This is a genomic window from Rhodobacter sp. P2_H5, assembly GCF_056403335.1.
In genome coordinates, this window is the sequence record NZ_JBFUFS010000005.1 from 94,563 (window position 1) to 107,220 (window position 12,658).

Consider the following 12,658-nt stretch of genomic DNA (forward strand, 5'->3'; position numbering starts at 1 on the left):
GGCCCCCCTGATCGGAGAACCCGATCTGTCACAGGGTTGCGCCGCATCCCGCAAGCGGCCAAGCTGCCGGCCATCGGGGACCGAATGCGACATTTCACGGCGCAAGCGGGGCGGACTCTGCAGGTCTCAGCCCCCACGATCCCCCAAAAGCGTGCCTTCCCACAGGACGGCGGCGCGGCATGACAGCGAAGGGGACTTCTGATGATCGACTTTCTGGCACAGGACGCCACGGCCTTGGCCGGCATGGTGGCCTCGGGTGAGGTGACGCCGACCGAGCTTCTGGACGCAGCCCTGGCCAAGGTTGCGGCGGTCAACCCCGCGCTCAACGCCGTGGTTCTGGTGCAGGAAGACGCCGCCCGCCGCGCCATAGCCAAGGGCCTGCCGCGCGGGCCGTTCCGCGGATTGCCCTTCCTTCTGAAGGACCTCGGCTGCGAGGCGGTGGATTTCCCCTCGCACAACGGCTCGCGCCTCTTCGCCAACACGGTCTATTCCGGCGACTCGGCGATTTTTGAACGGATCCGCGAGACCGGAGTCGTCACTTTCGGGCGCACCACCAGCCCGGAGGGTGGCATCGGCGCCGCCACCGAAAGCGCCGTCTATGGCGGGCCGACGCGCAACCCGTGGAACCTGGACCATACCTCGGGCGGGTCTTCGGGCGGCGCGGGGGCTGCGGTGGCCGCCGGGATCGTGCCCTTTGCCCATGGATCGGATGGCGGCGGCTCGGTGCGGATTCCCGCTGCCTCCTGCGGGCTGTTCGGCTTCAAACCCACCCGCGCCCGCCTGCCCGACGGGCCCTTTTCCGGCGAAGGCTGGGCGGGCATGTCGATCGACGGGTTCCTGACCCGCTCGGTCCGCGATACGGCGCGGATGCTCGATGCCTGTTCCGGCCCCGATCTTGGCGCGCCCTATGTCGCCCCGCCGCTTGCCACCAGCCATGCCGATGCGATCAGCCGCCCGCCGCGCCGGTTGCGGGTGATGCTCTGCGACACCAGCTTCACCGGCGAGAAGATCCACCCCGAAGTGGCCGAGGCCGTCCGCGCCACCGGACGCCTGCTGGAAAGCCTGGGCCACACCGTCACCCAAGGCCTGCCGAAAGCCGATGTGCCGATGATGATGCGGGCCTGGACCGATATCGTCGCCGTCGGCACCGCCCTGTCGGTGCGCGGCGGGTTGCATGGCCGGCCCCTGACCGATGATCTGGTTGAGGGCGTGGGCCGCGGCGCTGTCGCCCATGCCGAAAGCCTGTCCCCCCTGCGCTATCTGGAGGCGGTGGGCGAGATCCACGCCTTTGGCCGCCAGATGGCCCATGCCTTTGACGCCTGCGACGTGATCCTGTCGGCCACGCTCGCCGAACCTGCGGCCAAGGTCGGGCGCTTTGCGCATACCACGACCGATTACCTGAACTACCGTGTTGGGCCGCAAGGGATTTTCGCCTATTCGCCCTTCTGCGCCATCTTCAACGCCTCGGGCCAGCCTGCAGCCTCGCTGCCTTTGGCCATGTCGAGCGACGGGCTGCCGATCGGCATCCACCTCGCCACCCCTTACGGCGCGGACGAGGAATTGATCGCGCTTTGTGCAGAACTGGAGCTGGCACAACCCTGGGCGGCGCTCAGGCCCAAACTTGTTGCCTGACAGGAAAGAATCATTTGCAACTGGCAAAAGCCCCCGCGCAATATGATCAAAATAACAGGGAGCACGCGGTGACAGAGATACTTGCTGTCGAAGCCAAGAACATCGTCAAGGCCTTCGGCCAGGGCGATCACTCCGTCAGGGCGCTGGATGACGTGTCGGTGCAGATCCGCAAGGGCGAGTTCTTCACGCTGCTCGGGCCTTCCGGCTGCGGCAAGACCACGCTGTTGCGCCTGATCGCCGGGTTCGAGATGCCCTCGGATGGCACCATCCTTCTGGAGGGCGCCGATATCACCACCCTGCCGCCCAACAAGCGGCCGGTGAACACGGTGTTTCAAAGCTATGCCCTGTTTCCGCATCTGACCGTTTCGCAGAACATCGCCTTCGGCCTGCAGATGCTGGGCCGCCCCAAGGCCGAGGTCACGGCCACCGTCGCCCGCATGCTGGCCCTGGTCAAACTGCAGGCGATGGCCAACCGCAAGACCAGCCAGCTGTCGGGCGGCCAACAACAGCGGGTGGCTTTGGCCCGGGCGCTGGCCCCCTCGCCCAAGGTGCTGCTGCTCGACGAGCCGCTGTCCGCGCTCGACCTGAAACTGCGCAAGGAAATGCAGATCGAGCTGAAGCGGCTGCAGCTGGAAACCGGGATCACCTTCATCTTCGTGACCCACGACCAGGAAGAAGCCCTGACGATGAGCGACCGGATCGGCGTCATGTCGGCCGGCAAGCTGCAACAGGTGGGCTCGCCGAAGGAGATCTATACCAAACCGGTCAACCGCTTTGTCGCCAGCTTCATCGGCGAGACGAACTTTCTGCCCGCCACGCGCGAGGGCGATCTCTACCGCCTCGACTGCGGCATCCTGATCGCGGCCCCGCCCTGCAATACCGGCCGCGTCACCCTGACCGTGCGGCCCGAACAGGTCCGCCTTGTGGCCGAGAACGAGCCTGACGCCCTGCCCGCCAAGATCACCAACCTGGTCTATTTCGGCACCGACACCCATTGCCACCTGGCGCTGCCCGATGGCACCGAGGTCGTGGCCCGGCTGCAAAGCCCGGCCAATGGCGAGGCGGATCTGGCCATCGGCCAAAGGGTCGGTCTGCGCTTCGTGCCCGAAGCCCTCCAAGTGCTGGAGGATTGAATGAGCCCCGCTGAACAGGCCAAGGAAAGCCAATCCACCCGCAATGGCTGGCTTCTGTCGGCCCCGGCGCTGGTGCTTCTGACCCTGGCGGCGGTGGGCCCGCTTCTGATCGTGGTGGTCTATTCCTTCCTGCAGCCGGGCAAGTATGGCAATGTGGAGTGGAAGTTCTCGCTGGATGCCTGGCAGGGGATCCTGTTCACGCGGGACATCTTCGACAATTCGCTGGCCTGGGCCGATGCGAACCTGACGATCTTCTGGCGCTCGGTCAAACTGTCGATCCTGACCACGGTCTTCACCTTTCTGGTCGGCTTCCCGACCGCCTGGTTCATCGCGACGCGGTCGCCGAAGTCGCGGGCCATGTGGCTGTTCCTGATCACGATTCCCTTCTGGACCAACCTTCTGATCCGCACCTTCGCGATCAACGAGATCATCCGGAAAGAGGGCCTTCTGAACACGGTCCTCACGCATCTGGGCCTGATCAGCCAGCCTCTGGACATGATCTACACCGACATGGCAGTCTTTGTCGGCATGACTTACGTCTACCTGCCCCTGATGGTGCTGCCGCTCTTCGCCGCCCTCGACCGTTTCGACATGCGCCTCTTGGAAGCGGCCTATGATCTTTACGCCAACCCGTTTCAGGTGTTGCGCCGGGTGATCATGCCGATCGTGAAACCGGGGATCATCGCGGGCTCGATCCTGGTCTTCGTGCCCTCGCTGGGGGCTTACGTCACGCCGCGGCTGCTCGGCGGTGGCAAGAACATGATGATCGGCAATTACATCGAACTGCAGTTCGGCCAGGGCCGCAACTGGCCGCTGGGCGCCGCCCTGTCGGTGACGCTGCTGGTGATCGTGACCGGGGCGCTTCTGGTCTATGTCCGCTACGCCAACCGGGAGGTCAAACATGGCCAGTGACGTGATGGCCCAGAAGATGGCGCCCCGGAAGGGCTTTGTCATCTCGCGCCTTCCGGGGTTCAACACGGTGGCGGTGCTGGTCTTCGTGGCCCTGTACCTGCCGATCCTGATGCTGGTGATCTACTCCTTCAACGCCGGCAAGTCGGTGTCGCAGTGGGAGGGGTTCTCTCTGCAATGGTACAGCGTCGCCTGGGCCAATGCTGAGGTGCAGGATGCCACGATCCGCTCGCTTTACCTCGCCTTGTCGGCGGCGGTGATCTCGACCTTCGTGGCGACGCTGGCTGCCCTCGGTACAACGCGCAGGAAGGCCTTCAAGGGCCAGACCTTCATCTATGTGATGATCAACCAGCCCCTGATGGTGCCTGAGATCGTCTCGGCCGTGGCTTTGCTGATCTTCTTTGCGATGATCAAGCAGGCGACGGATTATTCGGGCATGGGATACCTCATCGCCGCCCATGCTGCCTTCTGCATCCCCTTCGCCTATCTGCCGATCCGGGCGCGACTGGAGGGCATGGACACCACGCTGGAAACCGCCGCCGCGGATCTTTACGCCAGTTCCTGGCAGACCTTTCGCTACGTCACCCTGCCGCTGCTCTTGCCGGGGATCTTTGCCGGGATGATGCTGGCCTTCGTCACCTCGCTCGATGACGTGGTGATCACGGTCTTTGTCAAATCCGCCGGGCAGGACACCCTGCCGACCTATATGCTGGCCCAGATCCGCCGCCAGGTCACCGCCGAGATCAACGCGATCTCGACCGTGCTGCTGGCCCTGACCGTCTTGCTGCTGACGCTGTTTTTCCTGATGACGCGCAAGAAAGACTGATCCGAAAAGACGACTGATCCAACGACCCAAAAGACGACGAACCGATAAAAAACACAGGGAGACTGAGATGAAGAAACTACTCTCGACCGTGGCCTTGCTGCTGGCGACCGCGGGCCTTGCCCATGCCGAAGGCGAGCTGCAGCTTTACAACTGGGGCGACTATACCAACCCCGAGCTTCTGAAGAAATTCGAGGCCGAGACCGGCATCAAGGTCACCGTCACCGATTACGACAGCAACGACACTGCGCTCGCCAAGGTCGAGGCCGGCGGCTCGGGCTTTGACCTTGTGGTGCCCTCGGCCAACTTCGTGAAGATCTATGTCGAGAAGGGCCTGATCGTGCCGCTGGATCTGTCGAAGATCCCGAACCACAAGAACATCGCGCCCGAGTGGATGGACGTGGCCTATGATCCGGGCCGCGCCTATACGATTCCGTGGCAATGGGGCACCACCGGCATGGCGGTGAACCAGAAGGCCTATTCGGGCGACATCAACACTTCGGCCATCTTCCTCGACCCGCCGCCGGAACTGGTGGGCAAGGTCAACGTGACGCCGGAAATGAACGACGTCCTGTCGATGGCCACCATGTACATGGGCGGCCAGCCCTGTTCGGAAGACCCCGAACTGATGAAGAAGGTCCGCGACAAGCTGATGGAAGCCAAGCCGAAATGGCTGTCGATGGACTATGGCATGACCGAGAAGATGTCGAACAACGACGTCATGGCCTCGCTCTACTGGAACGGTGCGATCTTCCGCGCCCGTCTGGCCAACCCGGATGTGAAATACGGCTATCCGAAAGAGGGCTTCCCGCTGTGGATGGACCAGGTTGCCCTGCTCAAGGACGCCAAGCACGTCGATGAGGCCTACAAGTTCCTGAACTTCATCGCCGAGCCCGAGAATGCCGCCCTGATCTCGGCCTTCGCGCGCTATGCGAACGGGATTTCCGGATCGGAGGCCTTCATGCCCGCCGACATGAAGGACGCGCCGGAGATCGTCATTCCGGCCGAGTTCAAGGACAAGGGTCATTTCCTGCTGGGCTGCACCGGCAAGGCCCAGGACTATATCACCGCGATCTGGACCGAGCTGAACAAGTAATCCTGCGCGGGGGCTTTGCTCCCCCGGGCCTGCCGGGGAGGGTCTTGCCCCTCCCCGGACCCCTCACGCGTGGGGAGGGCTGTCTGCCCTCCCCACACCCCTTCCGAGAGTATTTGGACAAAGTGCAAATGGATCTTTGGCAGCTATCGGCATCGGATCTGGCGCGGCTGATCGCGGGGCGGAAAGTGGCGCCTTCCGAAGTGATGGCTGCCTATCTCGCAAGGATTGCGGCGGTCAATCCGGGCGTCAATGCGATCGTGTCGCTGCGCGATGGCGATGCGCTGATGGCCGAGGCGCGGGCGGCGGATGACGCGGAACCCAAGGGCTCACTGCACGGGATGCCGCTGGCGGTGAAGGATCTTTGCGCGACCAAGGGTCTGCGCACCACCTGGGGCTCGCCTCTGTTCAAAGATTTAATCCCTGCGAAGGACGACCTGCTGGCGGCGCGGATGCGTGGCGCCGGGGCGATCTTCATCGGCAAGACCAACACCCCCGAATGGGGCCATGGCAGCCACACCTTCAACACGGTCTTCGGGGCGACGCGCAACCCCTACGATCCGGGCCGCACGGCGGGCGGGTCCTCGGGCGGGGCGGCGGCGGCACTGGCCGCGCGGTTGGTGCCGGTGGCGGATGGCTCGGACATGATGGGGTCGCTGCGCAACCCGGCGGGGTTTTGCAACGTCTACGGCTTTCGGCCCTCCTGGGGCCTCGTGCCTTCGGATGCCGAGGGCGACACCTATCTGGCGACGCTTGCCACCGAGGGCCCGATGGGCCGGACCATCGAGGACGTGGCGCGCCTCTTGCAGGTCCAGGCCGGGCCCAACCCGGAGGTGCCTTTCGACCGGCCGGCGGGCGACTATGTCAGCGGGCTGCAGGGCGCCAGCCTGAAAGGCAAGCGCATCGCCTTTGCCGCCGACTGGGGCGGGGCCTATGCGATGGAGCCGGGGATACTCGACCTTTGCCGCGCCGCCCTGCGCCAGATGGAAGCGATGGGCGCCGTGGTCGAGGAGATCGCGCCGCCCTTCCCGGCCGAGAAGCTCTGGCACGCTTGGGTGACGCTGCGCGCCATGCTCAACGCCAATGGCTTTCGGGCGCTGTATGACGACCCCGCCAAACGCGCCCTTCTGAAGCCCGAGACGGTCTGGGAGATCGAGCAGGGCCTGACCCTTTCGGCCCAGGCGGTTTATGAGGCCAGCGTGATCCGCTCGCGCTATTATGCCCATATGGCGCGGCTCTTTTCTCGCTTTGACGCGCTGGCGCTGCCCACGGCGCAGGTCTGGCCCTTTGCCGTCGAGATGCGCTGGCCAGACGTGATTGCGGGCCGCAAGATGGACACCTACCACCGCTGGATGGAAGTGGTGATCCCGGCGAGCCTGATCGGCCTGCCGACCCTGTCGGTGCCGGTGGGCTTCGGGCCGCAGGGCCTGCCGATGGGGATGCAGCTGGCGGGGCCGGTCGGGGCCGATGCCAAGGTGCTGGCCCTGGGTCAGGCCTGGCATGAGGCGACCGATTGGCCGGGCCAGCGGCCGCCCGCGCTGTAGCCGCGCTTGCCCTGACAGCCGCGCCGCCCTAAAGACCCTGCAGAAAGAGAGGGTTCATGCGCCATCTGTTCCGGCTTTTGCTGCCTTTGGTGCCGCTGGTCATGCTGGCCATCGCGGTCTGGCGCCGGATCAGCGGGCGCGAGCCTGCTGCGGCCCTGGCCGAGCGGCTGGGCCAAGGCCGCGGCCCGAACGGCCCGGCGCTGTGGCTCCATGGCGCGTCGAATGGGGAACTCGCCTCGGCCCGCTGGGTGATCGAGGCGCTTCTGGCGGCAAGGCCCGGCTTGTCGGTTCTGGTGACCACCAACACCGCCACCGCCCGCGCCATGGTGCAGGGCTGGGCGCTGCCTGGTGTGACGGCAGCCTTTGCGCCCTTGGATCTGGCCCGGCCTTTGAAGCGCCTGCTCACCCGCTGGCAGCCCGAGGCGCTGATCACGGTGGAGGGCGAGGTCTACCCGCGCCGCTTTGCCGCCTGTGCGGCCGCCGGGGTGCCCCTGATCCTGATCGGCGCCCGGATGTCGGAGCGCAGCTATCGCGGCTGGATGGAATTGCAGCCGGTGATGGCGCGGGCCCTGGGCGCGGTCAGCCTCGCCTCGGCGCAGGATGAAGCCTCGGCCAGGCGGTTGCAGGCGCTGGGGCTGAAGCCCGGGGTGATGGCCGCGCTTTGCGACCTGAAGGCCGTGGCGATCAGCGCCCTGCCCGCGCCCGAGGTGCCACCACGGGCGGCACGGGCGCGGGTCCTGCTGGCGGCCTCGACCCATGAGGGCGAGGAGGAGGTCGTGCTGGACGCCTTCCTCGCCGCGCGCGGGCAGTTCGACCGGCTGATCCTCGCCCCGCGCCACCCGCGCCGCGGCGATGCGGTGGCGGCCTTGGTGACGGCACGCGGGCTGACCCTCGCCCGGCGTTCCGCGGGGGCGCAACTGGGCGCGGCCGAGGTGCTGCTGGCCGATACGATGGGCGAGATGGACCTGTGGTACGCGGCCGCCGGCGCCTGCTTTGTCGGCGGCAGCTTTGCCCGGCGCGGCGGCCATACGCCCTGGGAGCCGGCGCGCTTTGGCGCCGCCATCCTGCATGGCCCCTCGGTCGAGAACTTTGCCGCACCCTATGCCGACCTCGCCGCGGCGCAGGGCGCGATTTCGCTGGCGGACCCGGGCGATCTGGGCCCGGCGCTGCAGGGGCTTGATGCCGACCGGCAAGATGCGCTTGCGCTGCGTGCTGCCCAACGCCTGCGCACCACAGGCAGCGGCGCGGCCCTTATTCACGATATTCTCACGGTCAAAAGGCCCTGACCCCACGATTGCCGCTTGCCTTGTGGTGCCATTGTGGCAGGCTTGTGAACAGCAGCAGCCCCGGCATTGGTGCGCAACACCAGGCAAGGATGGGCAATTTTGAACCCGCAGGCGGACATGACCTATTCTGACCCAACCCCTCTGGCGGAGGGGACAGTATTGCAAAATCCTCCAGCCGCTTTTGCGGCAGGTCAGGTTGCGGCGCTGTGCTGGCGCTTGCGCAAGGGCCGGGCACAGGTGCTTCTGGTCACCTCCCGCGAGACCGGGCGCTGGGTTTTGCCCAAGGGCTGGCCGATGCTGGGCCATGCGCCCGAGATCGCGGCGCAGCGCGAGGCCTGGGAAGAGGCCGGGGTCGAGGGCAAGATCAGCCCCGAGGCGATCGGCTGCTATGGCTATCAGAAAATCCTGCGCAACCGGAACCCGATGCCCTGTTCGGTCAAGGTCTTTCCGCTGCGCGTCCAGACCCTGAAGGGCAGCTTCCCCGAACGCAAGGAACGCCGCCGCAAATGGTTCACGGCCGAGGAGGCCACCCATCTCGTGGCCGAACCCGAGCTGGCCGATCTGCTCCTGCGCCTGTCCGATGCGCCCGAACTGCTGGCGCCGCTTGCAAAAAGGGCCAAGGCCGCGACTTGACTTCTGGCGGAAACCCGCCAGTTAGGAGTCTGTGCCAGGTGTTGGCACGCCCTCCGGCCACACTCGCCCGTGGCATGAACTCCGGCAGTCCAGAAGATGATCCGCTATACCCTGAAATGCGCATCCGACCATGGTTTCGACAGCTGGTTCCAGTCTGCCGAGGCCTATGACACGCTCGCCGGCGCGGGCCATGTCGCCTGCCCGGTCTGCGGCGCCACCCAGGTCGAAAAGGCGCTGATGGCGCCGCGGGTCTCGCATGGCGAGACCGGGGCGGATGCGCCCGAACCGGCGCGCGGCGATCTGAGCGCCCCCGCCTCGGAGATGGAGCGCGCCATGGCCGAACTGCGCCGCCGCGTCGAAGAGAACTCGGATTATGTCGGCGCGCGCTTTGTCACCGAAGCGCGCAACATGCACGAAGGCAACGCGCCCGAACGCGCCATCCATGGCGAGGCGCGGCCCGATGAGGTGATCAAGCTTCTGGAGGACGGCGTGCCGGTGGCGCCCCTGCCCTTCATGCCGTCGCGCAAGACGAACTGAGGCGCGCTATCACCGCGCGCCCGAGGCCGGCCGCGCGGATGGATATTCAAGTCTGGATGAAAGGCTCAGATCTGCTTTTGCGGCATCTGGACGCGCAACCCGTCCAGCGCGGCCGAGACCTTGAGCTGGCAGGTCAGGCGCGAGCGCACCGGGTCGGGCTGCCAGGCGAAGTCGAGCATGTCGGCCTCCATCGCGTCTTTCTTCGGCAGCTTGTCGACCCAGTCCGGATCGACATAGACATGGCAGGTCGAGCAGGCGCAGGCGCCGCCGCAATCGGCCTCGATCCCGGGGATGCCGTTGTCGCGCGCCCCCTCCATCACGGTCAGGCCATTGGCCACTTCGATCGTGTGTTCCTTGCCGCCGAATTCGACATAAGTGATCTTCGCCATCTTGCCCTCGTGTGCGCCGCGTCGCCTCTTCCTAGCGCAGGCGGGCGCGGGGTTCCACCCCTTCCGCATCAGGGGCCACGCGGCTTTGATCCTTGCCCGGCGCGCGGGAATGTTCTATATTTGTTCCATGTCAGACTGGTTGACCCCCACGCCCCTGCCCAACACTTGGCCGCGCCCGCCCGCGGCCCTGCCGGCCGCGCGGCTGAACGAGCCGTCGCAGGGCGCGCGGGTCTGTGTCGCGGGTCTGGTTCTGGTGCGCCAAAGGCCCGGCACCGCCAAGGGGGTGATTTTCCTGACGCTGGAGGATGAGACCGGGGTCGCCAATGTCGTGGTCTGGGCCAAGGTCTACGAACGCTTTCGCCGCGCGGTGATTGCCGGGCGCTTGTTGCGGGTCACCGGGCGGCTGCAGCGCGACAGCGAGGTGGTCCATGTCGTGGCCGAGCTGATCGAGGACATGTCCCCCCTGCTGGACGAGCTGTTGTCACCCGCCTTCCACACCGATCTGGCGCGGGCCGGCGACCAGCCCTGAACGCCGGTCTCGCGGCCCTTTGCCAAGGCTTTTCCACGCCACGGATTGCCCCTATGCTGCCCGCAACAAAAGCGGGGCACGGCAGGATGAGACGTGAGACATGGGCGGCTTTGGCGCCCAAACTGCTTCCGGCCCTGGCCGCCAGCCTGTGGATCGGCGCCTGCGCGCCGCAGATCGCGGTGCAGGCCCCCGTCACCGAAGACCTGAGCCACGAGGGCGTGCCCTATGGCAAGGGCAGCCCGCCGCCCGCCACGCCTGCCGGCGCCTGCTGGGATCATGACACGATCCCCGCGGTGATCGAGACGGTGACGCAAACCGTCCTCGCCCAGGCCGAAGTGCGCGACGCTGCGGGCAAGATCACCCGGCCGGCAAGCTATGACAGCGTGGCCCACCAGCGCATGGTGCATGACCGCCAGACCCTGTGGCTGCGCACCCCCTGCCCCGAGGACCTGACCCCCGACACCATCGCCACCCTGCAACGGGCGCTGAAGGCGCGCGGCTATTTCACCGCAGCCCTGACCGGGGTGATGGATGGCGCGACGCGCCTCGCGGTGCGGCGCTATCAGGCCGATCACGGGCTCGACACGCCGGTCCTGACCCTGACGGCCGCACGGGCGCTGGGGCTGGTGCCGGTGGACCGCAGCACGCTGCAATAGGCCATGAAAAAAGCGGCGGGTGTGACCCCGCCGCCTGTTTGTCGTCTGGCTTGCCGGATTATTCCAGCGACAGCGCCACGAAGCGCGGATCGCCCTGGGTGCGGACCAGAAGCAGAAGCGACTTGCGCCCGGCATCCTTGGCCTCGGTCACTTGTGCCTTCAGGTCCTTCAGCGTCGCCACCTTCTGCTGACCGGCTTCGGAGATCACGTCCCCTTCGCGCAGCCCCTTGGTATAGGCCTCCGAGGCGACATCGACCTTCATCACGACCAGACCCTTGTCGCCCTCTTTCATGCCCAGATCGGCGGCCATGTCATCGGTGAAGGGTTGCAGGGTCAGGCCCAGCACGATGCCGGTTTGCGGCTTTTCGGGCGTGGTGGACTTATCCGCCGCCGGTTCGGATTGCGCCTCGGCATCCTCGCGGCGACCCAGCTTGACGCTCAGATCCTGCGACTTGCCGTCCCGCAGCACGACGACGGGAACCGTCTCGCCAATCGGAGAGTCTGCCACGACGCGAACCAGCTCCTTGGAATCCTTGACCTCTTTGCCGTTGAAGCTGACGATCACGTCACCCGAGAGGATGCCGGCATCCTTGCCCGGACCATCCGGAACATCGGTCACCAGGGCGCCCTTGGCGGCGGGCAGGCCCATCGCATCGGCGACATCCTGGCTCACGTCCTGGATGCGCACACCCAGCCAGCCGCGGCGGGTTTCGCCATATTGCTTCAGCTGGTCGACGACCTTCGACACCACGTTCGACGCCATCGAGAAGCCGATCCCGATCGACCCGCCCGAGGGCGACAGGATCGCGGTGTTCATCCCGATGACTTCGCCGTTCACGTTGAACAAGGGGCCACCCGAGTTGCCCTTGTTGATCGCGGCGTCGGTCTGGAAGAAGTTGTCATAGGTGCCGTTCAGCTCGCGCCCCAGAGCAGAGACGATCCCGGCCGAAACCGAGAAGCCCTGGCCCAAGGGGTTGCCCATGGCGACGACCCAGTCGCCGACGCGCATCTTGTCGCTGTCGCCGAAAGAGACGAAGGGCAGCGGGTCCTTGCTGTCGACCTTCAGCAGCGCCACGTCGGTTTTCAGATCGCGCCCGACGAGCTTGGCCTTGAAGGTCTTGTGGCCAAAGGTTTCGACCTCGATGTCATCGGCGCCGTCGATGACATGGTTGTTGGTCACGATATAACCGTCAGCGGAGATGATGTAGCCCGAGCCCAGAGCCTCGGAGCGCTGCATCTGCTGATCGGGGGCCTGATCGCCGCCGCCGTTCTGGTCGTTGAAGTCCTTGAAGAACTTCTCGAAGGGCGAGCCGGGCGGCACCTGCATCTGGCCGTCGCCCTTGGCGGCAACGATCGAGGAGGTGGTGATGTCGACCACGGCGGGGGAGAATTTCTGCACAAGGTCGGCAAAGCTGGCAGGTGCGGTCTGGGCCATGCTGGCCCCGGCCAGGGGACTGACCGTCAGGGCAAGGCCCATGCCCAGCGCCATCAGCA

The 12,658-nt window shown here is 66.1% G+C and carries 13 protein-coding genes; 11 read left to right on the forward strand and 2 right to left on the reverse strand.

From position 1 onward, the window contains the following. Nucleotides 1-201: 201 nt before the first annotated feature. From AC1DVR_RS08375 to AC1DVR_RS08415, 9 genes are all read left to right on the forward strand, one after another. Complete coding sequence (locus AC1DVR_RS08375; protein WP_478000098.1) at nucleotides 202-1,632, forward strand: amidase; 1,431 nt, start codon at nucleotides 202-204, stop codon at nucleotides 1,630-1,632. Nucleotides 1,633-1,700: 68 nt separating this feature from the next. Continuing rightward, nucleotides 1,701-2,765: an ABC transporter ATP-binding protein gene (locus tag AC1DVR_RS08380; protein WP_478000099.1), complete on the forward strand. Its 1,065-nt coding sequence runs from the start codon at nucleotides 1,701-1,703 to the stop codon at nucleotides 2,763-2,765. Next, on the forward strand, nucleotides 2,766-3,677 hold the full coding sequence (locus tag AC1DVR_RS08385) for an ABC transporter permease (protein ID WP_478000100.1): 912 nt from the start codon (nucleotides 2,766-2,768) through the stop codon (nucleotides 3,675-3,677). Then, on the forward strand, nucleotides 3,667-4,500 hold the full coding sequence (locus AC1DVR_RS08390; RefSeq protein ID WP_478000101.1) for an ABC transporter permease: 834 nt from the start codon (nucleotides 3,667-3,669) through the stop codon (nucleotides 4,498-4,500). Before AC1DVR_RS08385 ends, AC1DVR_RS08390 begins: the two co-directional genes overlap by 11 nt. Before the next feature lie 67 nt (nucleotides 4,501-4,567). Beyond that, nucleotides 4,568-5,593 carry an extracellular solute-binding protein gene (locus AC1DVR_RS08395; RefSeq protein WP_478000102.1) on the forward strand — a complete coding sequence of 342 codons (1,026 nt, stop codon included), beginning with the start codon at nucleotides 4,568-4,570 and terminating at the stop codon, nucleotides 5,591-5,593. A gap of 128 nt (nucleotides 5,594-5,721) precedes the next feature. Further along, on the forward strand, nucleotides 5,722-7,134 hold the full coding sequence (locus AC1DVR_RS08400) for an amidase (protein WP_478000103.1): 1,413 nt from the start codon (nucleotides 5,722-5,724) through the stop codon (nucleotides 7,132-7,134). A gap of 56 nt (nucleotides 7,135-7,190) precedes the next feature. Further along, entirely contained in the window at nucleotides 7,191-8,420 is a 1,230-nt protein-coding gene (locus AC1DVR_RS08405) for a 3-deoxy-D-manno-octulosonic acid transferase (RefSeq protein ID WP_478000104.1), read from the forward strand. Between the two features lie 117 nt (nucleotides 8,421-8,537). Next, nucleotides 8,538-9,053 (forward strand): NUDIX hydrolase, encoded by a 516-nt coding sequence (locus tag AC1DVR_RS08410; RefSeq protein ID WP_478000105.1) that lies wholly within the window; start codon nucleotides 8,538-8,540, stop codon nucleotides 9,051-9,053. A 96-nt stretch (nucleotides 9,054-9,149) separates the two neighbouring features. Next, nucleotides 9,150-9,590 carry a DUF1178 family protein gene (locus tag AC1DVR_RS08415; RefSeq protein ID WP_478000106.1) on the forward strand — a complete coding sequence of 147 codons (441 nt, stop codon included), beginning with the start codon at nucleotides 9,150-9,152 and terminating at the stop codon, nucleotides 9,588-9,590. A gap of 65 nt (nucleotides 9,591-9,655) precedes the next feature. On the opposite strand, the gene AC1DVR_RS08420 is transcribed toward AC1DVR_RS08415, so the two are convergent. Then, the gene (locus tag AC1DVR_RS08420) at nucleotides 9,656-9,979 is read right to left on the reverse strand and encodes a 2Fe-2S iron-sulfur cluster-binding protein (RefSeq protein WP_478000107.1); all 324 of its coding nucleotides are present in this window, start codon (nucleotides 9,977-9,979) and stop codon (nucleotides 9,656-9,658) included. A gap of 127 nt (nucleotides 9,980-10,106) precedes the next feature. Here AC1DVR_RS08420 and AC1DVR_RS08425 point away from each other — a divergent pair, with 127 nt between their 5' ends. Next, complete coding sequence (locus tag AC1DVR_RS08425) at nucleotides 10,107-10,508, forward strand: OB-fold nucleic acid binding domain-containing protein (RefSeq protein ID WP_478000108.1); 402 nt, start codon at nucleotides 10,107-10,109, stop codon at nucleotides 10,506-10,508. An 86-nt stretch (nucleotides 10,509-10,594) separates the two neighbouring features. Then, nucleotides 10,595-11,164, forward strand: a complete 570-nt coding sequence (locus AC1DVR_RS08430) for a peptidoglycan-binding domain-containing protein (RefSeq protein ID WP_478000109.1) — start codon at nucleotides 10,595-10,597, stop codon at nucleotides 11,162-11,164. Nucleotides 11,165-11,222: 58 nt separating this feature from the next. On the opposite strand, the gene AC1DVR_RS08435 is transcribed toward AC1DVR_RS08430, so the two are convergent. After that, nucleotides 11,223-12,653: a DegQ family serine endoprotease gene (locus AC1DVR_RS08435; protein WP_478000342.1), complete on the reverse strand. Its 1,431-nt coding sequence runs from the start codon at nucleotides 12,651-12,653 to the stop codon at nucleotides 11,223-11,225. Nucleotides 12,654-12,658 lie beyond the last annotated feature (5 nt).

Coding starts and splice junctions, on each gene's coding strand:
- AC1DVR_RS08375 (WP_478000098.1), top strand. CDS start 202: ATGATCGACTTTCTGGCACAGGACGCCACGGCCTTGGCCGGCATGGTG.
- AC1DVR_RS08385 (WP_478000100.1), top strand. CDS start 2,766: ATGAGCCCCGCTGAACAGGCCAAGGAAAGCCAATCCACCCGCAATGGC.
- AC1DVR_RS08390 (WP_478000101.1), top strand. CDS start 3,667: ATGGCCAGTGACGTGATGGCCCAGAAGATGGCGCCCCGGAAGGGCTTT.
- AC1DVR_RS08395 (WP_478000102.1), top strand. CDS start 4,568: ATGAAGAAACTACTCTCGACCGTGGCCTTGCTGCTGGCGACCGCGGGC.
- AC1DVR_RS08400 (WP_478000103.1), top strand. CDS start 5,722: ATGGATCTTTGGCAGCTATCGGCATCGGATCTGGCGCGGCTGATCGCG.
- AC1DVR_RS08405 (WP_478000104.1), top strand. CDS start 7,191: ATGCGCCATCTGTTCCGGCTTTTGCTGCCTTTGGTGCCGCTGGTCATG.
- AC1DVR_RS08410 (WP_478000105.1), top strand. CDS start 8,538: ATGACCTATTCTGACCCAACCCCTCTGGCGGAGGGGACAGTATTGCAA.
- AC1DVR_RS08415 (WP_478000106.1), top strand. CDS start 9,150: ATGATCCGCTATACCCTGAAATGCGCATCCGACCATGGTTTCGACAGC.
- AC1DVR_RS08420 (WP_478000107.1), bottom strand. CDS start 9,979: ATGGCGAAGATCACTTATGTCGAATTCGGCGGCAAGGAACACACGATC.
- AC1DVR_RS08425 (WP_478000108.1), top strand. CDS start 10,107: ATGTCAGACTGGTTGACCCCCACGCCCCTGCCCAACACTTGGCCGCGC.
- AC1DVR_RS08430 (WP_478000109.1), top strand. CDS start 10,595: ATGAGACGTGAGACATGGGCGGCTTTGGCGCCCAAACTGCTTCCGGCC.
- AC1DVR_RS08435 (WP_478000342.1), bottom strand. CDS start 12,653: ATGGCGCTGGGCATGGGCCTTGCCCTGACGGTCAGTCCCCTGGCCGGG.